Source organism: Luteimonas sp. RC10 (assembly GCF_014192745.1).
Lineage (GTDB): Bacteria > Pseudomonadota > Gammaproteobacteria > Xanthomonadales > Xanthomonadaceae > Luteimonas.
The window spans coordinates 64,153-87,525 of record NZ_JACHYJ010000004.1 but is presented as its reverse complement, the minus strand read 5'-3'; the positions used below and the strand labels follow the sequence as shown (position 1 = coordinate 87,525).

Below are 23,373 nucleotides of genomic sequence, written 5' to 3'. Positions count from 1 at the left end.
TGCTTACTTGGGCGCCAGCCGGACCGCGCCATCGAGGCGGATGGTCTCGCCGTTGAGGTAGCGGCTGGTCAGGAGGTGGGCGACGAGGTCGGCGAATTCTTCCGGTCGGCCCAGGCGCGAGGGAAACGGAATCGAGGCCGACAGCGACTGCTGCACCGCCTCGGGCATGCCATCGACCATCGGCGTCCAGAAGATGCCCGGCGCGATGGTGTTGACGCGGATGCCAAAGCGCGCCAGTTCGCGCGCCATCGGCAGCGTCATGCCGACCACGCCGCCTTTCGACGCCGCATATGCGGCCTGGCCGATCTGGCCCTCGTAGGCGGCGACGCTGGCGGTGTTGACGATCGCGCCGCGCTCGCCGTCCTCACCGGGCGCGTTGTGCTGCATGAGCGCGGCCGCAGCCTTGGCGACGTTGAAGCTGCCGACCAGATTGACCATCACCGTGCGGCTGAAGGTCTCCAGCGGCATCGGTGCCTCGCGTCCGAGCACGCGGCCGGCGCCGAGGATGCCGGCGCAGTTGACCGCGGCATTGAGCCCGCCCAGGAACGCACGTGCGGCTTCGAGGTTGGTCGCGACGCCGGCCTCGTCGGTGACATCGGTGCGCAGGTAGCGTGCGCGATCGGCGCCCAGTGCCTCGACCGCCTCGGCGCCCTTGTCGTCGTTGACGTCCAGCAGCGCGACCCGGCCGCCATCGGCGACGATGCGATGGGCGACGGCCAGGCCGAGGCCGGAGACCCCACCGGTGACGATGGCGCGGACGGAATCGGGAAGCATGCGCGATCCTTCGAAGACGAAAGTCCGCAGTCTAACCGCTGCGCCCTGGCGCGATGTCGCGCGCACGCAGTACCGCGCACTGCGCCGCGCGCACGATGCGCGTCGCAGGTTGAGGGGCGTCGGCACAGGCGAGGGGCAGGGCACGGCGTTGCGCCGGCGAAACAGACCGAGGCATGACGGCGGGCGGGCGGGGCGCATGCGTGGTGGTCGAGCGGGAGTAAAATCGCGACCCATTCCCATTCGCACCGGACCTGCCTTGAACCTCTGCCAGCTGCCGCCGCGCACCCCGGGCCTCGTTGATGCCGTCGAGGCGGTCGGCAGCCACGATCCGATCGCCCGCCGCCTGGGCGAGCTGGGCTTCGTGCCCGGCGAGCCGGTCGAGGTGGTCGCGCTGGCCCCGTTCGGTGGTGACCCGTTGCTGGTCCGCATCGGCTTTACCCGCTTCGCACTGCGGCGCAGCGAGGCCGCGCGCGTCCAGGTCAGCGCCGGAGACGCGGCGTGAGCACGGCGGCCATCCCGCGGCTTGCCCTGGTCGGCAGCCCGAACGCGGGCAAGACCGCGCTGTTCAACCTGCTGACCGGCAGCCGGCAGAAGGTCGCCAATTACGCCGGCGTGACGGTCGAGCGCAAGGAGGGGCGGATGCGCGGCCCGCAGGGCGAGCACTGGGCGCTGCTCGACCTGCCCGGTGCCTACAGCCTGCAGCCGGCGAGCCTGGACGAACAGATCACCCGCGACCTGTGCCGCGGCTTCTATCCGGGCGAACCCGCCCCCGATGTGCTGGTCTGCGTGGTCGATGCGACCAATCTGCGGCTGCACCTGCGCTTCGTGCTGGAACTGCGGACGCTGGGCCGGCCGATGGTGGTGGCATTGAACATGGCCGATGCCGCGGCGCGCCGCGGCATCGTCATCGACGTTGCGGCGCTCGAAGCCGCACTCGGCGTGCCGGTGGTGGAGACCGTCGCCATCCATCGCGACGGCGCGCAGGCGCTGCGCCAGCGGCTGGCCGACACGGTCGCAAGACCGCGGCCGCCCGCAACCGGCGACGCCGACGACGACCTGCACGCCCAGGTGCGTGCGCTGCTGGCGGCGACGGTGACCATGCCGCGCCGGACCGCGTGGATCGACGATGCCTTCGATCGCTGGCTGCTGCACCCGGTGTTCGGCCTGCTGGCGCTGGCGCTGGTGATGTTCCTGATCTTCCAGGCCGTCTATGCCTGGGCGACACCGCTGATGGACATGATCGACGCCGGCACCTCCACGCTCGGCGCCTGGGTGTCGGCGACGCTGCCGCCTGGTCCGCTGACCAGTCTGCTCGCCGACGGCATCATCGCCGGCCTGGGCGGAGTCATCGTCTTCCTGCCGCAGATCCTGATCCTGTTCCTTTTCATCCTGGCGCTGGAGGAATCGGGCTACCTGCCGCGGGCGGCGTTTCTGCTCGACCGGCTGATGAAAGGCGCCGGGTTGTCGGGGCGGTCGTTCATCCCATTGCTGTCGAGCTTTGCATGCGCGATTCCCGGGATCATGGCCACCCGCTCGATCCAGGACCCGCGCGACCGGCTGGCGACGATCATGGTCGCGCCGCTGATGACCTGCTCGGCGCGGCTGCCGGTCTATGCGCTGCTGATCGGTGCGTTCATTCCGCAGCGGCAGGTCTGGGGCGCACTCAATCTGCAGGGGCTGGTGCTGTTCGCGCTGTACATGGCCGGCATCCTCAGCGCGCTGGCGGTGTCGTTCGTGATGAAGCGCTGGCGCCGGGACCGCAGCGAGCATCCGTTGTTGCTGGAGTTGCCGTCCTATCGGCTGCCGCATCCGCGCGACCTGGCGATCGGCCTGAAGGAACGCGCGATGATCTTCCTGCGCCGCGTGGGTGGGATCATTCTCGCGCTGACCGTGCTGCTGTGGGTGCTGCTTTCGTTCCCGGCGCCGCCGGACGGTGCGACCGGCGCGGCGATCGAGTACAGCCTCGGTGGCCGCCTCGGCCATGCCCTGGCGCTGGTGTTCGCGCCGCTCGGCTTCAACTGGCAGATCTGCATCGCGCTGATCCCCGGTCTGGCTGCGCGTGAGGTCGCCGTCGCATCGCTGGCGACTGTCTATGCGTTGTCCGCCGTCGACGATGCCGCCGCAGCCCAGGCGCTGACCCCGATCATCACCGACGGCTGGTCGCTGGCGACCGGGCTGTCGTTGCTGGTGTGGTTCATCTATGCGCCGCAGTGCATTTCGACCTGGGCGACGATCCGGCGCGAGACCGGCTCCTGGCGGCTGATGGCGATCAACGCCGGTTACCTGTTCGCGCTGGCTTACCTCGCTTCGTTGCTGACCTATCAGGTGGCGCGCGCGCTGGGGGCGGGGTGAGCGCGGACGTGCAACTGGCGCTGCAGTACGTCGCGGTCACGTTGCTGGTCGCGGTCAGCGGTTGGGTCGTGCTGAAGAAGCAGGCGCCGACGACCGCGCGGCGCCTGCGCATCGCGCTGGCGGTGCCGCTGGTGCGTCCGGGCCGGCCGGCCTGGATGCGCGCGCTGGGGCGGCGCATCGCGCCCGAGCCGCGCGTCGGTGCGGGTTGCGGCGGCTGCGACGGCTGCGGTTGAATCCGGCATCCCTATGCGCGGGCGGCGCCGCGCTCAGGCGCCTTGCTCGAACGCCGCCAGGGTGTGTTCGAGAAAGTCGATGGCCTCGGCATGATGCGCCGGGGGCACCGTGGTCCCGAGATGGCTGCGACCATCGCGCAGGGCCACGTACGCGCCGAGTTGCTCGCCGCCCCACAGAAAGTCCAGGACCACAATGAAGTCGTCCGCCTCGGCGCGATGCCATGCGGCCGCGCCGCGCAGCGGCGCGAGTAGGCGCAGCAGCGCTTCGACATTCTCCGATGCGCTCAGCATCGCGATCCGGCAGACGCCGGTCGCAGCGTCGTAGTCGATCGGCCGCATCCCCAGGGCCGGGTCACGTTGCCAAGCGTCGAAGATGTCGGCGACCCGGCCGACATCGATATCGGCGAGCAGGCCTGCCGGGACGCGCCCATCGCCGACCAGTCGATGCTGGTCGAACCAGGCCTGCCAGTCGCCGAAGGCGGATGGCTGGACAGGCGTGGAGGCCAGGAACGCTTCGAAGGCGCCGGGCGCGAAGCTCAGCCGGGCATAGAGCGAGTACGGTTCGGACATCCGGCGCGCGCTCGATCAGGTGGATCAGTGCCGGCCGCGGCGGTTGGGCCCGCGCCGCATGTCGTTGGTCGGCACGACCTCGACGGCGAGGCTGAAGTGTCGCTCGTCGCCGCCGAACAGCGCGCCCACGCCGACGACCTGACGATTGAGCTCTTTGCCGGCTTCGTCGCGGATCACCAGCACCACCGAGTATTCCCAGGCGCCGCCTTCGGACGGGTGCCGGATCGTGCCCTCGACCTGCAGCGCGGTCGTCGCCTCCTGGGTGCCGATGCTGGTGGACGCATCGGCGTCGAAACGCAGGTAGTGCCGGCACGCCGGGCAGCGCGCCGAGCTCTCGAGGATCGTGGTCTTGCAGTGCGGGCAGACGCGGGTCGCGCCTGCCGCACCGGTACGGGGATCCATATCAGGTGCGTTCGGACGCCGCTGCATCCTTGCTGCGGGAGGCCGGGCGTTCGTCGCCCTTGCCCTCGCCCCAACCGCACTCGACATGCCCGCGGATCTTCGAACCTGCGGCGACCGTCAGCGAGCCGGCCTTGAGGTCGCCGGTCATCACCGCCGAGGCGCGCAGCTCGACCAGCGAGGCCGAATCGATGTTGCCGTCGAGTTCGCCCGATACCAGCACCTGGTTGGCACGGACACCGCCGTTGAGCTTGGCGCCGTGTTCGATCGTCAGACTGCCCTGGACGTTGACGTCGCCCTTGAAGCGGCCGGCGATCCGGACATCACCCGAGCCCTCGATCTTGCCCTCGATCGTGAGATCGGCCGCGATGATCGACTCCTTCGCAACGGGCGCCGGCGCACTGCGCGGCGGCATCGGGGCCGGCGTCGCGAAGTCGGCGACGGCAGGCGTCGGCGGCGTCACGTCGCGGACCGGCGTGGGCGGAAGCGAGGCCTCATTGCCAGGAGCGGGCGAATCCTTCTTGGCGGAACCGGAACTTGGAAAAATAGCCATGTCGCGTGTTACCTCGGAGATGGACGGGGGCCGCCCGATGCACCCAACGGGCCGGTCCGCGCCGCCGGGGGGTGGCGCGGAAGGCCGAGACTAGCACGCACTTTGGGGTGGGCAATGGGGGGGCGCAGGCCCTGCGTTCAGCCGGAAAACCCGCGTGAGGATCGGCCGCGAAGCACCGTTTTCCGCGCCGCAAAGGGCCTGGTGCGCTTGGCGAATCAGGTCGGGCGCGAGCCGGCACCGTGCCCATTCATCGGCCGTCCCCGGTTCTGTGTTGGGCACCGTTCACGGAGCTGGACCGCCTGACTGGAACGGGGGGCGAATCGACCCACGAAAAAGCCCGCCTTGCGGCGGGCCTGGAAGCGGCATCGCGGAAGCGCGGGCTCAGCGGTCGGCGCGTTCTTCCATACGCTCGCCGGTGTTCTCGATCGCCTCGCCGGCACGCTGGGTGGCGCGGCCGGTGGCAGCGGCTGCCTCGCGGGCCGCAGCTTCCGAGCGGACCGCTGCTTCGTCAGCGGCGACTTCGGCGCGGCGCATCGCGTCCGACGACGCAGCGGCGGCGGCATCGGCGCCTTCGCGCGCGGCCTCGCCGGTGGCCGAGGCGGCCTCGGAGATCGCGCGGCCAGCGTTGTCGGCCGCGGCCGAGGCTTCGGCACGCTCGCGCTCGGCGTCGGCGCTGTGATTGTTACAGGCGGCCAGCGCCAGGGCGGCGACGGCAGTGGCGGTCATCAGGGTGAAGCGCATGGCATGTCTCCTGTCGGGCGGGTCTGGACACGAAGCGTGAATGCGCCGATGTGAGCGTGGCGGCAAGGACGGGCAGGGGAGCGCCCATGAAAAAGGCCGCCGGGGAGCCCGGCGGCCTTCTGCAATTCGACACAGTGGCGCGAAGGCCACCGGGCGGAATTACGGAGCGACTTCCTGCGCTGCGTCCTTGGCGTCTTCGGCCTTGGTCTCAGCGTGGTCAGCAGCGTCGGCAGCGTGCTCGGCAGCAGCGTCGGTGCCAGCAGCGGCGGCGTCGGCAGCGGCTTCGGCAGCGGCGTCGGCAGCAGCAGCGGCGTCGTCAGCGGCGGTCTGGGCGGTGCCAGCAACGGCCGGATCGGTCGTCTCGTTGGCAGCGGCCTGCGCGTCGGCAGCGGCGTCAGCAGCGCCTTCGGCCGAGCTGTTGGCCTGATCGGCGTTGCTGCAGGCAGCCAGCGCAAAACCCATAGCCAGGGCAAGCAGAGCCTTGTTGATCGTCATTGTGTCTTCCTCGTCTGAAAGTGTGGGCAACGCGCTAAATGCGCGCCGGCAACATCATGACAAGCCGCGAACGGCTGTCAAGCGGGAGTTCGTGGTTTTTTCGTAAAAATCACGTTAACCGAAGTTCACGCCATTTCGACGGCAATTGCGGTCGCTTCGCCGCCACCGATACAAAGTGAAGCGACTCCGCGACTTAGGCCGCGCGCCTTGAGCGCGTGGACCAGGGTCACGATCAACCGCGCACCGCTTGCACCGATCGGATGGCCGAGCGCCAGTGCGCCCCCATTCACATTGAGGCGGTCGTGGGGGATGCCCAGATCCTTCATCGGCGCCATCGCGACGTTGGCGAACGCCTCGTTGACCTCGAACAGGTCGACATCTTCGACCTTCCAGCCCGCCTTGTCGAGGACGTTGCGGATCGCGGTCACCGGCGCGGTGGTGAACCATTCGGGCGCCTGCGAGTGCCGGCCGTGGGCGACGATGCGCGCCAGCGGGGTCAGGCCACGGGCGGCCGCCTCGTCGGCCGAGGTCAGCACCAGCGCGGCGGCGCCATCGGAGATGCTCGACGAGCTCGCCGCGGTGAGCCGGCCGTCCTTGCCAAAGGCCGCGCGCAGGGTCGGGATCTTGTCGATCTGGATACGACCGGGCTGCTCGTCGGTGTCGAAGCTGGCCTCGCCCTTGCGGGTGGTCACCACGACCGGGACGATCTCGTCCTTGAATGCGCCCGACGCGATCGCGTGCTTGGCGCGGGTCGCGCTTTCGACCGCATAGGCGTCGAGGTCCTCGCGGCTGAACCCGTACTTCTCGCTGGCGATGTCGCCGAACACGCCCATCGACTTGCCGTCGTAGGGATTGGTCAGGCCGTCCCAGGCCATGTGGTCGAGGAACTCGGCGCTGCCGTAGCGGATGCCGGCGCGAGCGCCGGGCAGCAGATGCGGCGCGTTGGTCATCGACTCCATGCCGCCGGCGACCACCACCTTCGCGGTGCCGGCCTTGATCATGTCGTGGCCGTACATCACCGCCTGCATCCCCGAGCCGCAGACCTTGTTGATGGTCACGCAGCCGGCGCTGTCGGGAATGCCGGCCACGCGCGAGGCCTGGCGGGCGGGCGCCTGGCCCAGGCCTGCCGGCAGCACGCAGCCGACCACGGTCTCGTCGACCTGGTCGGGCGCAACGCCTGCATGCTCGAGCGCGGCGCGGATCGCCGTGGCGCCGAGCGTCGGCGTCGGGACGCCGGCGAACTGGCCGAGCATGGACCCGATGGCAGTGCGCTTGGCACCGACGATGACGATGTCAGTCATGGGGGAAACTCCGTAGTGAGAGCGGCATGCGATCGGCTGATTATCGCATCGCTCCGCTGCGCGTGCCGGCCGGCTGTCGGAGGCGTCGAAACGATGGCGCGCATCGCCGATTGCGGGTATAGAAGAGCGCGCAGGGGACGCCGGCCGCACCAAGGGGTGCGGGCATCGCCAATGGAAGAGGGAACACGATGTCCGATTCGATGAACGCAAGACGGGCGCATCCGTCGCGCTCGCTGCTTGCCTGTGCATTGGCAAGCGTCCTGGCCGCTTGCGGCGGCGGCGGTGGCTCGGGCGGCGGACTGCTGCTGCCGAATCCGCCGCCGGTCATTTCGCCCAATCCGCCGCCGACGGTGGTCTCACCACCCGATCCGGCCTATAGCCGCCACCTTGCCGATACCGGGACCTGGGCGGCGCACGACGCCGGCTATACCGGCCGAGGCGTGCGCATCGGCTTCCTCGACAGCGGCATCAACCGCAAGCATCCGGCGTTGCGCGATCGCGTGGTAGCGAACCTGACCTACGTCGGGCGGGACAACAATTTGACGGTCGACGATGTCGCCGGCCACGGCACCGCCGTCGCGCAGGCGGCGGCCGGGCGGCCGTTCGGTGCATGGCCGGGCGGCGTGGCGCCCAATGCGGAGATCGTCTCGGCGCGCATCATCAACGACAAGCCGCCGGTCGATGACGGTTCGGGCAACGGCAACCCGGTGACCGGCAAGATCGGCGTCGAGGCGATCCATGCCGACCTGATCCGCCGCGACGTACGGGTCATGAACAACTCCTGGGGCGGGCTGTACATGAGTGGCGACAACGCGGCGCGCGAAATCGCCAGCGAGTACCGCTCGTTCGTGATCGGCCACGGTGGGTTGGTGGTCTTCGCCTCGGGCAACTCCAAGCGCGCCGATCCCTCGGATCTTGCTGCGCTGCCGAGCCAGCGCGGCGCCAATGGCAGCACGCCCGGCGCCGACCTCGAGCGCGGCTGGCTGACGGTGTCCGCGCTCGCCGAAAACAGCACCACGCAGTTGGCCGATTACTCCAACGCCTGCGGTATCGCGATGCGCTACTGCCTGGTCGCGCCGGGTACGGTCGTGGTCACCGGGACCGATGATGCGCCCAATCGACCCGAATACTGGAAGTACAGCGGCACCTCGCTGGCCGCGCCGTTGGTCTCGGGCGCCGCGGCGCTGGTCTGGGAGGCCTTCCCGTACTTCGACAACGATCTCGTGCGCCAGACCCTCCTTGGCACCGCCACCGACATCGGCGCGCCCGGTGTCGATCCGGTGTTCGGCTACGGCGCGTTGAATGTCGCCAAGGCCGTGGGCGGCCCCGCGAAGTTCGACTGGGGCGATGTGACCGTGAACTTCACCGGCACCTCGACCTGGCGAAACGCCATCACCGGTGCCGGCGGCCTGGTCAAGCGCGGCAGCGGCACGCTGCAGTTGGAGACACTGGTGGACTATCGCGGCGCGACACGTGTCGAGGGCGGCACGCTGTCGTTCGCCGGTACGGTGCCGGGGGCCGCGACCGTCTCTTCCGGCGCGACGCTGCGCTTCGGCGGCGTGCGCGTCGGCGGCACGCTGGTTAACAACGGCACGGTCGCGGTGGCCGGCAATCTCGGCCGCCGGACAATCGTTGGCGATTTCTCGCAAGGCGCGAGCGGGCGGCTGGCGTGGCAGATCGGTGCGCCCTTGCAGGTGACCGGCCGCGCCTCGCTGGCCGGCGAATTGCAGGTGACCGGCATCGTCGACGGCTACGTCCATTCGGCGCGTGAGACCGTGGTCCAGGCGATGGACGGCGTGACTGGCACCTTCGACAGCCTGACCCGCGGCCCGGGTGTGTTCCTCGACGCCACGCTCGGCTACGACGCCAACCGGGCCTGGCTCGACATCGCCCGGCTCGATGTCAATGCGACGGCGATGTCGATGGCCGGCATCACCGCGCAGGCGCAGGGTGCGGCCGTCCGCATCGAAGGTGCGTTCTCGCGCATCGATGCGCAGGACGCCAGCGGCGCACCGGTCGCCGACGGTTTCGTGCGCGCGGCGGGTGCGTTGCAGCGCCTGCCCGACGAGGCGCACGCGCTTGCCGCGCTCGACAGTCTGTCCGGCGCGCAGCATGCCGCGGCGCTGTCGGCGACGTTCGATACTGTCGACATGACGCGCCGCCTGGTCGCCGGGCGCGTCGGCGCACTGGCCTCGGACGTCGCCGGCGTCGGCGTATGGAAGGAGGCCCTGGGGCAGGGCGGCCGCGGCGGATTCGCCCGCGACGGCTTCACCGTCGATGGCTGGAGCTTGGGGCGCGATCATGTGCTCGGTCACGGCCTGGTCGCGGGCTTGGCGTTTGGCGAACTGCGCGGCGACGGCATCGCGCGCAGCCGCGGCGATCGCAGCCGCGATCGTCAGACGCAGGCCCAGGCCTACGTCGCACGGACCCTCGGTGCCGGTTACGCGATGGTGCAACTGGGCAGCGGCCGCTTCGATCGCGACCTGCAGCGCACACTGTATACCGGCGCGATGCCGCAGGGCGTCTCGACGCGCTACGCGGGCCACTACACCCAGGCGGCGATCGAGGCCGGACGGCACTGGCGGATCGGTGCCGCCGAGATCGGGCCGTATGCCGGTGCCGAACAGGTGCGGCTGCGCAGCGACGGGTTCGACGAACTCGGTGGCGATGGCTTCGGCCTGCGCAGCGCCGGCTGGTCGGCCGCGCGCACCCAGGCGATCGCCGGCGTGCGTGCACGCTGGGACGGCCCTGGGGTCTCGCTGCACGGCTACGGCGAATGGCAGCAGACGCTGTCGGCCAGCGGTTTCGACCTGCAGGCGAGCTTCACCGGCATCGAGGCCTGGGCGCCAATCGCGGGACTGGACCCGGCACGTTCGGGTGGCCTGTTCGGCATCGGCCTCGACAGCCGGCCGACGCGCCACTCGCTGTTGGGCCTCGGCCTCGACCAGCGCTTCGGCCCGCGCGGCACCGACCGCATGCTGTCGCTGCGCTACGCCTACGGGTTCTGATCGGATCATGGGCGGCGCGCGCGATCGCGCGCCGCCCATGATGTTCGGATCGCCCGGATACGACGATGGGGCCGAAGCCCCATCGTCTTGTCTTTGCCGAAGTCATCGGAGGCGCTTCGCACAGAGCGGCTTCCGGCCGGCAGGTCGCTGCCCGGCCGAAGCGGACTCCCACTTCAGAGCGTCTTGCGCTCCTTCAACCGCCTCAGGCGCCGCGGACGCGACCCTGGAAACGCGGTGCGGCGCGCCCGAGCGGCAGCTTGAGCTTGCCGATGACCTCGATGCGTTCCTCGGCCAGACGGTCGGCGGCCCGGTAGGTCGGGATGCCGTCGCGCTCGGCGATCTCGAAGATGCGCGTGAGGTTGTGGTAGATCGTGCGCATCATGCGCATCGCGCGCTCGCGGTTGTAGCCGTCGATCTCCAGCGACACGTTCATCACGCCGCCCGCGTTGACCGCGTAGTCGGGCGCATAGAGGATGCCGCGCTGCTCGACCTCGTCGCCGATCGCATTGTTGGCCAACTGGTTGTTCGCCGCGCCGCAGATGATCTTGGCCTTCAGGCGAGGCAGGGTCTTCTCGTTGACCGTGCCACCCAGCGCGCACGGCGAATAGACATCGGCATCGACATCGTAGATCTCGTCCAGACCCACAGCCTCGGCGCCGTACTCGCTGACCGCGCGCTCGACCCGCTCCTTGTTGATGTCGGTGACGAAGATCTTCGCGCCGCGTTCCTTGAGCAGCTTCACGAACTCCAGGCCGACATGGCCCAGGCCCTGGACCGCGTAGCTGTAGTTGCCGACTTCCTCGTTGCCGAACTTGCGGTTCAACGACGCCAGCAGGCCCTGCAGCGTGCCGTAGGCGGTGAACGGCGACGGGTCGCCTGAACCGCCGTGGACCTGATGCACGCCGGTGACGTACTGGGTTTCGCGGTAGACGAACTCCATGTCGTTGACATCGATGCCGACGTCCTCGGCGGTGATGTAGCGGCCGCCGAGCGACTCGACGAACTGGCCGAACGCGCGGAACAGCCCCTCGGACTTGTCGGTGGCCGGGTCGCCGATGATCACCGCCTTGCCGCCGCCGATGTTCAGACCGGCGACCGCGTTCTTGTAGGTCATGCCGCGCGACAGGCGCAGCACGTCGTTGAGCGCATCTTGCTCGGATTCGTACGGCCACATGCGCGTACCGCCCAGCGCCGGGCCCAGCACCGTGTTGTGGATCGCGATGATCGCCTTCAGGCCGACGTCCTTGTTGTGGCAGAACACGATCTGCTCGTGACCGGTGGTGTCGAGGTGCTCGAAAATCATTCAATGCTCCGTCGCGGGCGATCGCCCGACGCATGGTTGGCTGGAGGCGGCATGGGGCCATCAGGTGGGCCCGTGCGTCGTTACGCGGACGTCCGGCCGACGCCGTCTGTCCGGGAACGCGGCATTTTACGCACCTCGTCCCGGGAAAGGGTCCTGCCCACTGCGCGGAAGCGCAAAACGCTGTGGCATCAAGTGCTTGCGTCTGCGCGTCAGGCCTGTTGCAGGTGTTGCACTGCACCACATCCGAACGGACCGGCGCCGCTGCCGCACAGGCCGGCATGACCCGCTCACAGCTGCGATTCGATCGGCAGCCAGCGCACCACCGCCGCGATCGCACGCTGTCGCCGGGTGGCGTCGGGCTCGCTGTCCAGGACCGCTGGCGGATCGCGCGCGCGGTCGAGCCAGCGCAGCCGGCCCTTGCTGTCGAGATAGACCCAGTAGCTCATGCCCGGGTCGGTCAGGTGCAGGACCTCCTCGCGCAATGCCGCGCCCAGGTCGGGGTCGTCGAACAGCACGCCCATTTCGGTATTGAGATTGGCCGAGCGCGGATCGAGGTTGAACGAGCCCACGAAGCCGCGATGGCCATCGATCAGCACCGCCTTGGTGTGCAGGCTCGCACCGCTGCTGCCGAACAGGCTGCTGGCGGCCTTGGCCTCGGCGTGGCTGCGGGTCTCGAACAGATGGACGCCGCCTTCAAGCAAGGGCTTGCGATAGCGCGCGTAGCCGCCGTGCACGGCGACGACGTCGTTGGCGGCCAGCGAGTTGGTGACCACCGCCACGTGCACGCCGCGACCGGCCAGCGCGACCAGGCCCTCGGTGCCGTCGCCGCCGGGAACGAAGTACGGCGAGATCAACAGGGCACTGCGCTCGGCCTTGCCGATCTCGCCGACCAGGTGCTCGACCAGCCAGTTCTCGCGGCCGTCGCCGCGCCACTTGATTGGCGGATCGGACAGGATCCGGATGTGCTCGCTCCAGATTGGCGTCAGTTCCTGCGAGAAATAGCGCCGCACGCTGGGCGAGATGTCCATTGCGTCGAGGAAGCGGCGCGCCTCCGGGCTGCCGGCCTCGTCGCGGATCCGCTCGAGCACCGCGCGCAGCGTCCGCGGCGGCTTGCGATTGAGCGCGGCGATCGGCACTGCGGCCTCGCTGTTCCAGAAGTCGTCGAAGATCGCGCTGGCCTCGGCGACGGCCGGGCCGAACAGCGCGATGTCGAGGTCGTGGAAATTGAACGCCTCGGCGGCGCTGAAGTACTCGACCCCGATGTTGCGTCCGCCGACCACCGCCACCCGCCCGTCGGCGATCCAGGCCTTGTTGTGCATGCGGTGGTTCACGCCCCAGGCGCGCTGGATCATTTCCAGCACCCGCAGCGGCCCGCTGCGGTTGCGGAACGGGTTGTACACGCGTAGCTCGATGCGCGGATGGGCGTCCATCGCCAGCAGCGTGGCGTCCATGTCGCCCACGCCGACGTCGTCGAGCAGGATCCGCACCCGCACGCCGCGTTCGGCCGCTTCCCAGGCCTCGTTGGCGAGCATGCGGCCGGTCAGGTCGTCATGCCAGATGTAGTACTGCAGATCGAGGCTGCGTCCGGCCTGGCGCGCGGAGATCGCGCGCGCAGCGTAGGCGTCGACGCCGTCGGGCAGCATGATCGCGCCGGTCTGGCCCGGGTGTCGGGCGAGCAGCGGCGCCAGTTCGCGGTCCAGCGCGGTCGCATCCTCCGACAGTGGCAGCGTCGTGCTCGGCAAGCCGGTCGCCGGCGGCATCAGCCGGTCGGCGACGAACACGCTGCTCACCGCCATCACCAGCAGCGTGAACACGCTCCAGGCGAGGATTCTCTTGACGCGCTTCTTCATCGAGGGGCGGGGGCGGGGAAGGCCGGCTAGGATCGCAGAAGTCGGGTCGTCGCCGCGCCATGGCGGTCTTGCGTGGCCGGCGACGGTCACGCCCTGCACGGGCGCCACGGTATCCTGACGCCCCGATCCGGAACCGACGGCCTTCGCCGCCCATGACCCCACCCGTGAAACGCCGCTGGCGCGGCCTCGGCCTGCTGTTCGTGCTCTCGGCGCTGCTGGCCGGTGCCGGCGCCTACCTGCTCTACGACCGTTACACCGGCTTTGCCGACACCCCGCTGTCGGGCGTCGAGGACGGCCGGACCTTCACTGTTGCGCGCGGTGATTCGTTCCAGCGTGTCCTGGCGCGGCTGCGCGAGGCTGGCGTGGTCGAAGGGCATACGCTCGAATGGCGCCTGCTTGCGCGCCAACTCGGTGCCGACGCCAAGATCCAGGTCGGCGAGTATCCGCTCGACGCCACGACGACCCCGCGCACGTTGCTGCTGCGGATGCGCGACGGCAAGGTCATCCACCACCGTTTCACGATTGTCGAAGGCTGGAACATGCGCGAACTGCGCGCCGCGCTCGCGCGTGCAGAACTGCTGGAGCAGCGCGTGCCCGAGCTCGACGACGCGCGCCTGATGGCCGAACTCGGCTTTGATGGCGTGCATCCCGAAGGCCGCTTCCTGCCCGAGACCTACCTCTACACCCGTGGCGACAGCGACCTGGATGTGCTGGCGCGGGCCAATGCCGCGCTCGAGGCTGCGCTCGACCGTGCCTGGGAGACCCGCGACCCGGGGCTGGCGCTCGAGAACCGCGAGCAGGCGCTGGTGCTGGCGTCGATCATCGAAAAGGAGACCGGCGTGCCCGAGGAGCGCCCGCAGATCTCCGGCGTCTTCAACCGCCGGCTGCAACAGGGCATGCGCCTGCAGACCGATCCCACAGTGATCTACGGCATGGGCACCGCGTACACCGGCAACATCCGGCGCCGCGACCTGCAGACCGACACGCCCTACAACACCTACACCCGCGATGGCCTGCCGCCCACGCCGATCGCGATGCCCGGCCAGGCCGCGATCGAGGCGGCCACGCATCCGGCGCCCGGCGACACGCTGTACTTCGTTGCGGTCGGCGATGGCAGTGGGCGCCATGTGTTCTCGCGCAGCTATACCGAGCACAACGCCGCGGTCCGCGAGTACGTGCGGCGCTATCGTGCGCGCTTTGGCGGTGGCGATGCCAGCGCAGGCAGCGCCGCCCAGGCCGCCGCCGGCGACGAGACCCGGCCGCCGAACGAGGCCGAGGTCGAGGCCGCGACCGGCGAGGAGGGGGCGCCGTGAGCGGGTTGCGGTCGTATCCGCGCTTCGTTTCCATCGAAGGCGGCGAAGGGGCCGGCAAGACCACGGTGCTGCGCGCGCTGTGCGCAGCGCTGGCGGCCGACGGCAGCGAGGTCGTCTGCACGCGCGAGCCGGGTGGGACGCCGCTGGCCGAGATGATCCGCGGCCTGCTGCTCGATCCAGGACACGAGCCCGCATGCGCGCATACCGAACTGCTGCTGGTGTTCGCCGCGCGCGCCCAGCACGTGGCCGAGACCCTCGTGCCGGCGCTCGAGCGCGGCGCCTGGGTGATCAGCGACCGGTTCACCGATTCGAGCTACGCCTACCAGGGCGGCGGTCGCGGGCTGGATGTGGCGCGGATCGCTGCACTGGAGCGCGACTATGTCGGCATCGAGCCGGCCCTGACCCTGCTGCTCGATCTGGGCGTGGCGCAGGGCCGCGCGCGCGCGCGCGGTCGCGATGCGACCCCGGATCGCATCGAGTCCGAACAGGACACGTTCTTCGAGCGCGTACGTGCGGTGTTCCTGCAACGCGCGCAGGCGCACCCGGCGCGGTTCCGGGTGATCGACGCGGCCCGGTCGGCCGATGCGGTGGCCGCCGATGCGGTGCGCGCGCTCCAGGCGCTGCAGGTGCCGGCATGAGCCCCGAGGTAGCCGGTTTCGCCCCCTGGCAGCAGCGCATCTATGCGCACGCGCGCGCCACGCTCGATGCGCAGCGGCTGGGCCATGCGCTGCTGTTCTGCGGGCCTGCGCTGCTGGGCAAGCGCGCGGTCGCCGACGCGCTGGCCGCGCACGTGCTCGGGGCCGAGCGCGAGCCGCGGGTCGCGCAGTTGCTGGCCGCGGGCAGTCATCCGGATTTCCACCCGGTGTCGTTCGTGCCGACCAAGGACGGCACCAAGCTGCGCACCGAGATCGTGATCGAGCAGATCCGGGGACTGTCGGAGAAACTGTCGCTGACGCCGCAGTACGGGCAGGCGCAGGTGGCGATCGTCGATCCGGCCGACGCGATCAATCACGCGGCCTGCAACGCGCTGCTCAAGACCCTCGAGGAGCCGCAGCCCGGCCGCCATCTGTGGCTGGTCGCGGCCAATCCGGCGCGGCTGCCGGCGACGATCCGCAGTCGCTGCCAGCGCATCGAGTTCCGCCTGCCGCCGCGCGAGGAGGCGCTGGCCTGGCTGGCGGGCAAGGGCTACGCGCAGAACGATGCTCTCGAGGCGCTCGACGCGGCGAAGGGGCATCCGGGACTTGCGGCCGACTGGCTCGCCGCTGGCGGCATGCAGCTGCGCCGCGAGGTCCATCGCGACCTGGCCGGGCTGGCGAAGGGCGAACTGCCGGCGGTGGCGACCGCGCAGCGCTGGGCCGGCGACGAGCAGGCGGTGGACCGGCTGCGTCACGCCGCCGATCTGGCGCTTGCGCGCGCGGCCGCCTTGACCGACCCGGCGGGAATCGCGAAGCTCGCGGCGTGGTTCGACGCGGCCAACCGCACGCGCGATCTGCTCAGGACCACGGTACGCGCGGACCTGGCGATCGCCGAACTGCTCCAGGGCTGGCGCGCTGCCGCCGCCCGCCCATGACCATGACCGGGGAACCGAATCGATGAGCGCCACCGGAGCCGCCGCGCGCCAGGGCATCCTGTCGTTGACCATCAAGGACAAGGCGGCGCTGTACAACGCCTACATGTCCTATCTCAAGCAGGGCGGGGTGTTCGTGCCCACGACCAAGCGCTACTTCATCGGCGATGAGGTGTTCCTGCTGCTGACGCTGCCCGAATCGAGCGAACGCCTGCCCACCGCAGGCAAGGTGGTGTGGGTCACGCCGGCCGGTGCCCAGGGCAACCGTGCGGCGGGGGTCGGCGTCCAGTTCGCCGATACCCCCGAGGGCGAAGCACTCAAAGGGCGGATCGAGACCTTGTTGGCCGGCGTGCTGACGTCGGAGAAGCCGACCCACACGATGTAGCGCGACGGGCAGGACGTTTCGCCCGGCGGACCTTTAGCGTGCGTCGGCGACCATCGCGCGCAATGCGGGGTCGCGGATCTGCATGACATCGAACAGGCCAGCGGCGCGCAGATAGACCGCGCGGCGCAGCAGTTCGTCCTCGTAGCGGCGGCGCAACGCTTCGTCGTCGTCCTCGTCGATCGCCAGGCGGGCGAGTTCGACGAACTGCTCGACCCAGGACAGGGCCGCGTAGGCATCTGCGGCCGCGACGTTCGCGTTGTCGACAAGCGCGGGTCGCGGATGAAGGGAGGTCATCACGTTGAGTCCTTGACTGTACCGGCTGGACGGTATCGTCTAGACTTATGGGCTCGTCGTCAAGCCCGGCAGCCATGACCCGAAAACCCCGCAGCGACGCTCGTGAACGCATCCTCGATGCGGCACTGGCCGTGTCCCAGCAGGTCGGCGCTGCCCACCTCACGCTCGATGCGGTCGCGGCCGAAGCGGGGGTCAGCAAGGGTGGGCTGCTGTATCACTTCGCCAGCAAGGACGCGTTGCTGCGTGCGATGGTCGAGCACCATCTCGACGCGCACCGGCAGACCTTGCGGACCGCGATGGCGGATTTCCCGGCCACGCCCGGCGGCTATCTGCAGGCGGTGGTGCAGGCGCATCGCGCCGAACGCAAGGACGGCTTCCACGAACCCCACGCCACACGCTCGTTCATCGCGGCGGCGGTCAACACGCCCGAGTTGATGGAAGGCCCGCGGCGCTTCGCCAGCGAGCAGGTCGCCTACCTGCGGCGGCTGGGGCCGCATTTCCCGGAGGCCATGCTGCTGACGCTGGCCTTCGACGGGCTGTTCTTCGGCGACACCTTCGAGATGCTCGACCTCACGCCGTCCGAGCGCGAGACGATCGTACAGACGATCGCCGAGCGTGCCGCGGCGATCGCAAAGACCGCCGACGGCGAGTAGCAGGCCGGGCATCGCGCCCGGCCATGGGCATCAGCCTTGGCGCAGCGCTGCGGCATCCCAACCCGGGCGCGGCGCGAAACGGTCGCCGTGGCGCGCCTGCAGGGTCCGCAGGCGCGCGAGCACCGCGTCCACACCGGTTTCGCGGATGTACTGGATCGGGCCACCGCGGAACGGCGCGAAGCCGGTGCCGAAGATCACGCCGGCATCGAGCAGGTCGGCATCGGCAACGACGCCGTCGTGCAGTGCGGCGACCGCCTCGTTGAGCAGCGGCAGCACCAAGCGGTCCTGCAGGTCCTCGGGCGCGCGATAGTCCTTCGGCAGCTCGGGCTTCTTCGGCTTGCCGTCCTCCCACGTATACAGGCCCTGGCCGTCCTTCTTGCCGCGCTTGCCGGCTTCGGGCGGCGTCGCCAGTGAGGCGGGGATCTGCAGGCCGAGGAAAGGCGCCAGTTCCTGTCCCACCCCCGAGGCGATATCCAGCCCGACGGTGTCGATGAGTTCGATCGGCCCCATCGGCATGCCGAAGTCGACTGCCGCGCGGTCGATCGCAGCCCCCGGGATGCCCTCGGCGTACGCGGTCGCCGCCTCGAGCATATAGGGAAACAGCAGCCGGTTGACCAGGAAGCCCGGCGTGCCGGCGACCGGCACCGGCAACTTGTCGATCGCCTTGCAGAACGCCGCCAGCCGCTGGATCGTCGTCTCGGCAACGCCGTCGTGGTGGACGATCTCCACCAGCGGCATCGACGCTACCGGGTTGAAGTAGTGCAGTCCGGCGAACTGCGCCGGTCGTTGCACATGGACGCGCAGTTCGTCGAGCGGGATCGACGAGGTGTTGGTGGTCAGCAGCGCGTCGGGGCCAAGCTGCGGTTCGACGGTCGCATACAGGGCGCGCTTGGCCTCGGCGTTCTCGATGATCGCCTCGATCACCAGGTCGGCCTCGGCGATGCCGTCGCCAGCCAGATCCGAGCGCAGCCGGGCGGCGACGTCGGGGCGTTTGGCCGGGTCGCGGACCTTCTTCTCGAACAACTTCGCCGCGCGCGCCTGCGCCTTGTCGATGAATCCCTGCTCGCGGTCCTGCAGCGTGACCTCCAGCCCCTTGTAGGCCGACCACGCGGCGATGTCGCCGCCCATCACGCCGGCACCGACCACGTGCACGCGCCGGATCGGCGCCTGCTGCGCGCCGGCCTTGCCGCCCAGGCCCTTGAGACGCTCCATCAGGAAGAACACGCGCGTGAGGTTGCGCGCCGTCGAAGTGCCGGCAAGCTTGACCACCGAGCGGCGCTCGGCCGAAAGCAGGGCGCGGGTGTCGCCGGACGCGCGCTTCCAGGTCTCGATCAGCGCATATGGCGCCGGGTAGTGCGCCTTCTTCGCCTTGCGTGCGACCTGCTTGAGCAGCACCGGGGCCAGCGCCTGGCGCACCGGCCACAGGTTGGTCAACCGGGCCAGTGCACGTTGCTTGAACGGGCGTGTCGTGCCCTTGAGCGCGAGCGCGGCGGCCGCATCCACCAGCAATGCCGGCTCGACGACCTTGTCGACCAGGCCGATCCCGCGCGCGGCCTTGGCCGGCAAGGCGCGTCCGGTGAGCATCATGTCGAACGCGGCCGGTGCGCCGACCAGTCGCGGCAGACGCACGCTGCCGCCCCAGCCCGGATAGATGCCCAGCTTGACCTCGGGCAGGCCGATCTTGGTCGAAGGATCGTTGCTGGCGACGCGATAGTCGCAGGCCAGCGCGATCTCGGTGCCGCCGCCCATGCAGAAGCCGTGGATCGCGGCGACGGTCGGGCACGGCAGTTCGGCCAGGCGCTGGAAGGTGGACTGGCCGCGACGGATCGAGTCACCGATCGTGCCCTTGGCATCGAAGGCCTGGAACTCGCGGATGTCGGCACCGGCGATGAAGCCCTTGGCCTTGGCCGAGCGGATCACCAGCGCCTTGGGCGGATCGAGCGCCAAGCGTTCGAGCAGCGTGTCCAGCTCGATGAGCACATCCTGGGCGAAGGTGTTGACCGACTCGCCGGCGCGGTCGAACGCGAGCACCAGGACACCGTCGTCGCGCGACTGCGCTTGCCAGTGGCTGAAGCGAAGCCCGTCGAGGCCTGCAAGCATACGGCACCATTCTTTAGAGTACGGAGGTTGGTCCTATGATCCCGAGGTCGCTTCCGTGCCGTCAAATCGCGCGCGATGGCTGGCTTGCGGAACGTCGGTCGCGGCCCCAGGACATGGCAGTCTTTGGTGCGGCGACGATGCCATACCCGTCGTGACGGAACTTTTCGCGCGACCGCCTGTCTCATTGCCCGTGCCAGGCCGGGCCCAGAAGGAGGTCCGGCCGATGGCCGAACAATGCGACAGCCCGGAGTACGGAAATCTGGACGAGGAACTGGTCAAGCGGGTACAGCGCGGTGATACCGCGGCGTTCGACCTGCTGGTGCGCAAGTACCAGCATCGCATCGCCGCGTTGATCGGGCGCTATGTGGCCGACTGGAGCGAATGCCAGGACGTCGCCCAGGAGACCTTCATCCGCGCCTATCGCGCGATCGCCAGCTTCCGCGGCGACGCGCAGTTCTACACCTGGCTGCACCGCATCGCCGTCAACACCGCCAAGAACCATCTGGTCGCGCACAACCGGCGGCCGCCGACCGACGACGTGGATGTCGACGACGCCGAGCACTTCGAATCGGCGATCCGTCTGCGCGACGGCGACACGCCGGAACGTGAACTGATGCGTCAGCAACTGGAACAAACGGTGGTGCGTGCGGTCGAAGCCCTGCCTGAGGAACTGCGTGTGGCGATCAATCTGCGCGAGGTCGATGGTCTGAGCTACGAGGAGATCGCCGAACGCATGGGCTGCCCGATCGGCACGGTGCGTTCGCGGATCTTCCGGGCGCGCGATGCGATCGATCGCGAACTCAGGCCCCTGATGGACAACGAGAGACAAGTGGAGCGCGTGACCCGATGAGCCCTTCCGACGACATCGATGCCCTGCAGCTCGGTCCCGATCCGGACAAGCTCGAGCTGTACCACCGTCAGCAGCTGTCGGCGATGCTCGACAATGCGCTGCCGCAGGACCAGGCGCGCTTCCTGCGTCGCCGGCTGCAGCACGACGCCGAACTGTCGGCGTGCTTCGAGCGCTGGCAGGTCTGCGGCGACGTGCTGCGTGGCCGCCACGTCTCGCTGTTGCCGCCCGATTTCGCCGATCGCGTTGCCCGTGGCATCGCCAACGACGGCGTCGCCGTCGCGCCGGCCACGGTCAATCGCCGTTCGCGCCTGCTGGGTTGGGGCGGGGGGGGCGCGGCGCTCGCCGCTTCGGTTGCGCTGGTCGCCTTGTTCGTCGGCCGCCCCGGCGGCGCGCCGGGCGAGGAAGAGACGATCGCGCTGCCGCCCGCTCGGATCGCCGCGACCAGCGAACCGCTGGCTACCGACGCCGCAGCCGATGCGTCGGCCTTCGCGCATGAGCCGGCGGCGCCGGTGCAGGCGGCCGCAGCCGCAGGGGCGGCGGCGATCGCGATCGCCGAGGTTCCCAGGCGCAGCCGCGCCGATCGCGCGGTCGCATCGCCGGTGACGCGTCAGACGCGTGACGCGGCGCCGGTCCAGATGGCCGCCGCGGCAACGCCGTTGCAGGGCGGGGCGGATGCGCTGGTGCCAGCGCCGGTCGCCGCCTCGGGGGTCGAGGCCGCCTTCGCGGCCGCCGCGTCCGACGCCGGGTTGCCGGCCGCGCCGTCGATCGCGCGGCCCTGGCCCAAGGCGAGCGATCTGGCGCCCGATGCCCGTTTCTCGGTGCGCTATGGCGGCGGCTTCGACGCGCCGTCCTGGGCCCGCAGCGACGCGCCGACCAGTGACGTGTTGCCGAGCTTCCCGGTCGAATCCGGCGACACACGCCAGGCATCCGACCAGGCGTCCGCTGCGCAGCCCTGAGCGCCGGGTCTCGCCGTCCTGGCGTGTCGCCCCTTGCGGCGACCGATTCTCCCTGTCTCGAACTGTTCGGATTCCCCATGACTTCGATGAAGAAATCCCTGTTGGCCGTGTCCCTGGTCGCGGTGCTGTCGGCGGCGACTACGGCGCTCGTGCTGCCCGATGCGACCGCGCAGTCGAACGCGCCCTCGGCCGCCGATACCGCCAATACCGTCTCCGCCACGCCCCAGGCGCCGCTGGTCAGCGGCCTGCCGGACTTCACCCGGCTGGTCGAGCGGGTGGGCCCGGCCGTGGTCAGCATCGAATCGACCGCCGGCACGCGCCAGACGCGTGGCCAGCAAGTGCCCGACGATGCACAGATCCCGGAGATCTTCCGGCGCTTCTTCGGGCCCGGCTTCGAGTTCCCGGGCGGACCGGGCGGACCGGGCGGACCGGGCGGTCCGGGGCAGGGCATGCCGCGCGCCTCGATGGGCACCGGCTTTCTGATCTCGTCCGATGGCTATCTGCTGACCAACCATCACGTCATTGAAGGCGCCGACGAGGTCAAGGTGCGGCTGTCGGACCGGCGCGAGTTCCAGGCCGAGGTCGTCGGCAGCGATCCCGAATCCGACGTCGCCGTGCTCAAGATCAATGCCAGCGGCCTGCCGATGCTGCGCATGGGCAATGCGGCTGCGGTCAAGCCCGGGCAGTGGGCGGTCGCGATCGGTTCGCCGTTCGGCTTCGAGCAGTCGGTGACGGCCGGCATCGTCAGCGCGGTGCAGCGCTCCAATCCGTACGCCAACCAGCAGTACGTGCCCTTCATCCAGACCGACGTGCCGATCAACCGCGGCAACTCGGGCGGTCCGCTGCTCAACGTCGCCGGTGAGGTGATCGGGATCAACTCGCAGATCTTCAGCAACTCCGGCGGCTACATGGGCGTGAGCTTCGCGATCCCGATCGATGTCGCGTCCAATGTCGCCGACCAGATCAAGCGCACCGGCAGCGTGCAGCGCGGGCAGCTCGGCGTGCAGATCGGGCTGGTCGGCGCCGACGAGGTCGCCGGCTTCAAGCTGCCCGATGCGCGCGGCGCGCTGGTGACCGTGGTGGCGCCGGGCAGCCCGGCCGAGAAGGCCGGCCTGGAACCGGGCGATGTGATCCGCGCCGTCGATGGCACGCCGATCAATACCTTCAGCGACCTGCCGCCGCTGGTCGGCAGCAAGGCGCCGGGCACCCGGGTCAAGCTCGAAGTCTTCCGTGACGGTCGCAGCCGCAACTTCGACGTGACCCTGATGCAGCTTGACAGCCAGGCCTCGGCCGGGTCGCCACGCACCACGCCCGAGCGCGGGACCACGCCTTCGACCCAGGGCAACCCGCTCGGCCTGGCCGGTCGCGACCTCGATGCCGCACAGCGTCGGCAGTACGGGCTGTCGAACGATGAGGGCGTGCTGGTGACCGGGGTCGGCCGCGGCGCTGCGGCGACTGCGGGCATCGCCGCGGGCGATGTGATCCTGCGCGTGGGCCGGACCCCGGTCGCCAGTGCGGACGCGCTGGACCGCGCACTGCGCGACGTCAAGCCGGGCGATACGGTGATGTTGCTGGTGCGCGGCCGCGGCGGCGCCACCCAGTACCGCGCAGTCTCGGTGCCCGACGCGCCCTGACCGCACGCCCAGCACTGGGTTCATGCAAGGCCCGCGGCCACC

23 protein-coding genes are annotated in these 23,373 nt (G+C 70.0%); 12 read left to right on the top strand and 11 right to left on the bottom strand.

The genetic code is table 11. The features are described 5' to 3' along the window. Nucleotides 1-3 precede the first annotated feature (3 nt). The gene (locus FHW73_RS08905) at nt 4-774 is read right to left on the bottom strand and encodes an SDR family oxidoreductase (protein WP_183426358.1); all 771 of its coding nucleotides are present in this window, start codon (nt 772-774) and stop codon (nt 4-6) included. A 256-nt stretch (nt 775-1,030) separates the two neighbouring features. On the opposite strand from FHW73_RS08905, the gene FHW73_RS08900 reads away from it, so the two are divergent. Genes FHW73_RS08900 through FHW73_RS08890 form a run of 3 tightly spaced genes read left to right on the top strand, consistent with a single transcriptional unit; the run spans nt 1,031 to nt 3,359 of the window. Continuing rightward, nucleotides 1,031-1,276: a FeoA family protein gene (locus tag FHW73_RS08900; protein ID WP_255492873.1), complete on the top strand. Its 246-nt coding sequence runs from the start codon at nt 1,031-1,033 to the stop codon at nt 1,274-1,276. Beyond that, nucleotides 1,273-3,126, top strand: a complete 1,854-nt coding sequence (locus FHW73_RS08895; RefSeq protein WP_183426357.1) for a ferrous iron transporter B — start codon at nt 1,273-1,275, stop codon at nt 3,124-3,126. The genes FHW73_RS08900 and FHW73_RS08895 overlap by 4 nt, the downstream gene beginning before the upstream one ends. 8 nt (nt 3,127-3,134) lie before the next feature. Continuing rightward, the gene (locus FHW73_RS08890; RefSeq protein WP_183426535.1) at nt 3,135-3,359 is read left to right on the top strand and encodes a DUF6587 family protein; all 225 of its coding nucleotides are present in this window, start codon (nt 3,135-3,137) and stop codon (nt 3,357-3,359) included. Between the two features lie 33 nt (nt 3,360-3,392). Here the strand turns inward: FHW73_RS08890 and FHW73_RS08885 are convergent, their stop codons facing one another. The 6 genes from FHW73_RS08885 to FHW73_RS08860 all read right to left on the bottom strand — a co-directional run bounded on the left by FHW73_RS08885 (nt 3,393) and on the right by FHW73_RS08860 (nt 7,418). Then, nucleotides 3,393-3,929: a hypothetical protein gene (locus FHW73_RS08885; RefSeq protein ID WP_183426356.1), complete on the bottom strand. Its 537-nt coding sequence runs from the start codon at nt 3,927-3,929 to the stop codon at nt 3,393-3,395. A gap of 24 nt (nt 3,930-3,953) precedes the next feature. Then, nucleotides 3,954-4,331 carry a hypothetical protein gene (locus FHW73_RS08880; protein ID WP_183426355.1) on the bottom strand — a complete coding sequence of 126 codons (378 nt, stop codon included), beginning with the start codon at nt 4,329-4,331 and terminating at the stop codon, nt 3,954-3,956. Between the two features lies 1 nt (nt 4,332). Then, nucleotides 4,333-4,881 (bottom strand): polymer-forming cytoskeletal protein, encoded by a 549-nt coding sequence (locus FHW73_RS08875; RefSeq protein ID WP_183426354.1) that lies wholly within the window; start codon nt 4,879-4,881, stop codon nt 4,333-4,335. A gap of 381 nt (nt 4,882-5,262) precedes the next feature. Then, on the bottom strand, nt 5,263-5,622 hold the full coding sequence (locus FHW73_RS08870; protein WP_183426353.1) for a hypothetical protein: 360 nt from the start codon (nt 5,620-5,622) through the stop codon (nt 5,263-5,265). Between the two features lie 159 nt (nt 5,623-5,781). Next, nucleotides 5,782-6,117 carry a hypothetical protein gene (locus tag FHW73_RS08865; protein ID WP_183426352.1) on the bottom strand — a complete coding sequence of 112 codons (336 nt, stop codon included), beginning with the start codon at nt 6,115-6,117 and terminating at the stop codon, nt 5,782-5,784. A 125-nt stretch (nt 6,118-6,242) separates the two neighbouring features. Next, on the bottom strand, nt 6,243-7,418 hold the full coding sequence (locus tag FHW73_RS08860; RefSeq protein WP_183426351.1) for an acetyl-CoA C-acyltransferase: 1,176 nt from the start codon (nt 7,416-7,418) through the stop codon (nt 6,243-6,245). A 188-nt stretch (nt 7,419-7,606) separates the two neighbouring features. Here FHW73_RS08860 and FHW73_RS08855 point away from each other — a divergent pair, with 188 nt between their 5' ends. Next, a complete protein-coding gene (locus tag FHW73_RS08855) occupies nt 7,607-10,426 on the top strand; it encodes a S8 family serine peptidase (RefSeq protein WP_255492869.1) in 2,820 nt (939 codons plus the stop codon). A 202-nt stretch (nt 10,427-10,628) separates the two neighbouring features. On the opposite strand, the gene FHW73_RS08850 is transcribed toward FHW73_RS08855, so the two are convergent. Beyond that, entirely contained in the window at nt 10,629-11,729 is a 1,101-nt protein-coding gene (locus FHW73_RS08850; RefSeq protein WP_183426350.1) for a Glu/Leu/Phe/Val dehydrogenase, read from the bottom strand. Between the two features lie 287 nt (nt 11,730-12,016). Beyond that, a complete protein-coding gene (locus FHW73_RS08845; protein WP_183426349.1) occupies nt 12,017-13,579 on the bottom strand; it encodes a phospholipase D family protein in 1,563 nt (520 codons plus the stop codon). Nucleotides 13,580-13,731: 152 nt separating this feature from the next. Between FHW73_RS08845 and mltG the strand changes: the two genes are divergently transcribed. The 4 genes from mltG to FHW73_RS08825 are packed head-to-tail and all read left to right on the top strand — an operon-like array spanning nt 13,732 to nt 16,844. Continuing rightward, on the top strand, nt 13,732-14,892 hold the full coding sequence (gene mltG / locus FHW73_RS08840) for an endolytic transglycosylase MltG (RefSeq protein WP_183426348.1): 1,161 nt from the start codon (nt 13,732-13,734) through the stop codon (nt 14,890-14,892). Beyond that, a complete protein-coding gene (gene tmk, locus FHW73_RS08835; protein ID WP_183426347.1) occupies nt 14,889-15,530 on the top strand; it encodes a dTMP kinase in 642 nt (213 codons plus the stop codon). The genes mltG and tmk overlap by 4 nt, the downstream gene beginning before the upstream one ends. Then, nucleotides 15,527-16,462: a DNA polymerase III subunit delta' gene (locus tag FHW73_RS08830; protein WP_183426346.1), complete on the top strand. Its 936-nt coding sequence runs from the start codon at nt 15,527-15,529 to the stop codon at nt 16,460-16,462. Before tmk ends, FHW73_RS08830 begins: the two co-directional genes overlap by 4 nt. A gap of 22 nt (nt 16,463-16,484) precedes the next feature. After that, nucleotides 16,485-16,844: a PilZ domain-containing protein gene (locus FHW73_RS08825; protein WP_183426345.1), complete on the top strand. Its 360-nt coding sequence runs from the start codon at nt 16,485-16,487 to the stop codon at nt 16,842-16,844. A gap of 33 nt (nt 16,845-16,877) precedes the next feature. Here the strand turns inward: FHW73_RS08825 and FHW73_RS08820 are convergent, their stop codons facing one another. Further along, nucleotides 16,878-17,138, bottom strand: coding sequence for a hypothetical protein (locus FHW73_RS08820; RefSeq protein WP_183426344.1), 261 nt, complete (start codon nt 17,136-17,138; stop codon nt 16,878-16,880). Nucleotides 17,139-17,212: 74 nt separating this feature from the next. On the opposite strand from FHW73_RS08820, the gene FHW73_RS08815 reads away from it, so the two are divergent. Further along, nucleotides 17,213-17,791 (top strand): TetR/AcrR family transcriptional regulator, encoded by a 579-nt coding sequence (locus FHW73_RS08815; protein WP_183426343.1) that lies wholly within the window; start codon nt 17,213-17,215, stop codon nt 17,789-17,791. A 30-nt stretch (nt 17,792-17,821) separates the two neighbouring features. On the opposite strand, the gene FHW73_RS08810 is transcribed toward FHW73_RS08815, so the two are convergent. Further along, a complete protein-coding gene (locus tag FHW73_RS08810) occupies nt 17,822-19,891 on the bottom strand; it encodes a 3-hydroxyacyl-CoA dehydrogenase NAD-binding domain-containing protein (RefSeq protein WP_183426342.1) in 2,070 nt (689 codons plus the stop codon). Nucleotides 19,892-20,114: 223 nt separating this feature from the next. On the opposite strand from FHW73_RS08810, the gene rpoE reads away from it, so the two are divergent. The 3 genes from rpoE (at nt 20,115) to FHW73_RS08795 (ending at nt 23,331) form a co-directional block, all read left to right on the top strand. Next, entirely contained in the window at nt 20,115-20,741 is a 627-nt protein-coding gene (gene rpoE, locus FHW73_RS08805; protein WP_183426341.1) for an RNA polymerase sigma factor RpoE, read from the top strand. Beyond that, complete coding sequence (locus FHW73_RS08800; protein ID WP_183426340.1) at nt 20,738-21,697, top strand: sigma-E factor negative regulatory protein; 960 nt, start codon at nt 20,738-20,740, stop codon at nt 21,695-21,697. Before rpoE ends, FHW73_RS08800 begins: the two co-directional genes overlap by 4 nt. An 86-nt stretch (nt 21,698-21,783) precedes the next feature. Beyond that, nucleotides 21,784-23,331, top strand: a complete 1,548-nt coding sequence (locus tag FHW73_RS08795) for a Do family serine endopeptidase (protein ID WP_183426339.1) — start codon at nt 21,784-21,786, stop codon at nt 23,329-23,331. The last annotated feature ends 42 nt before the right edge of the window (nt 23,332-23,373 follow it).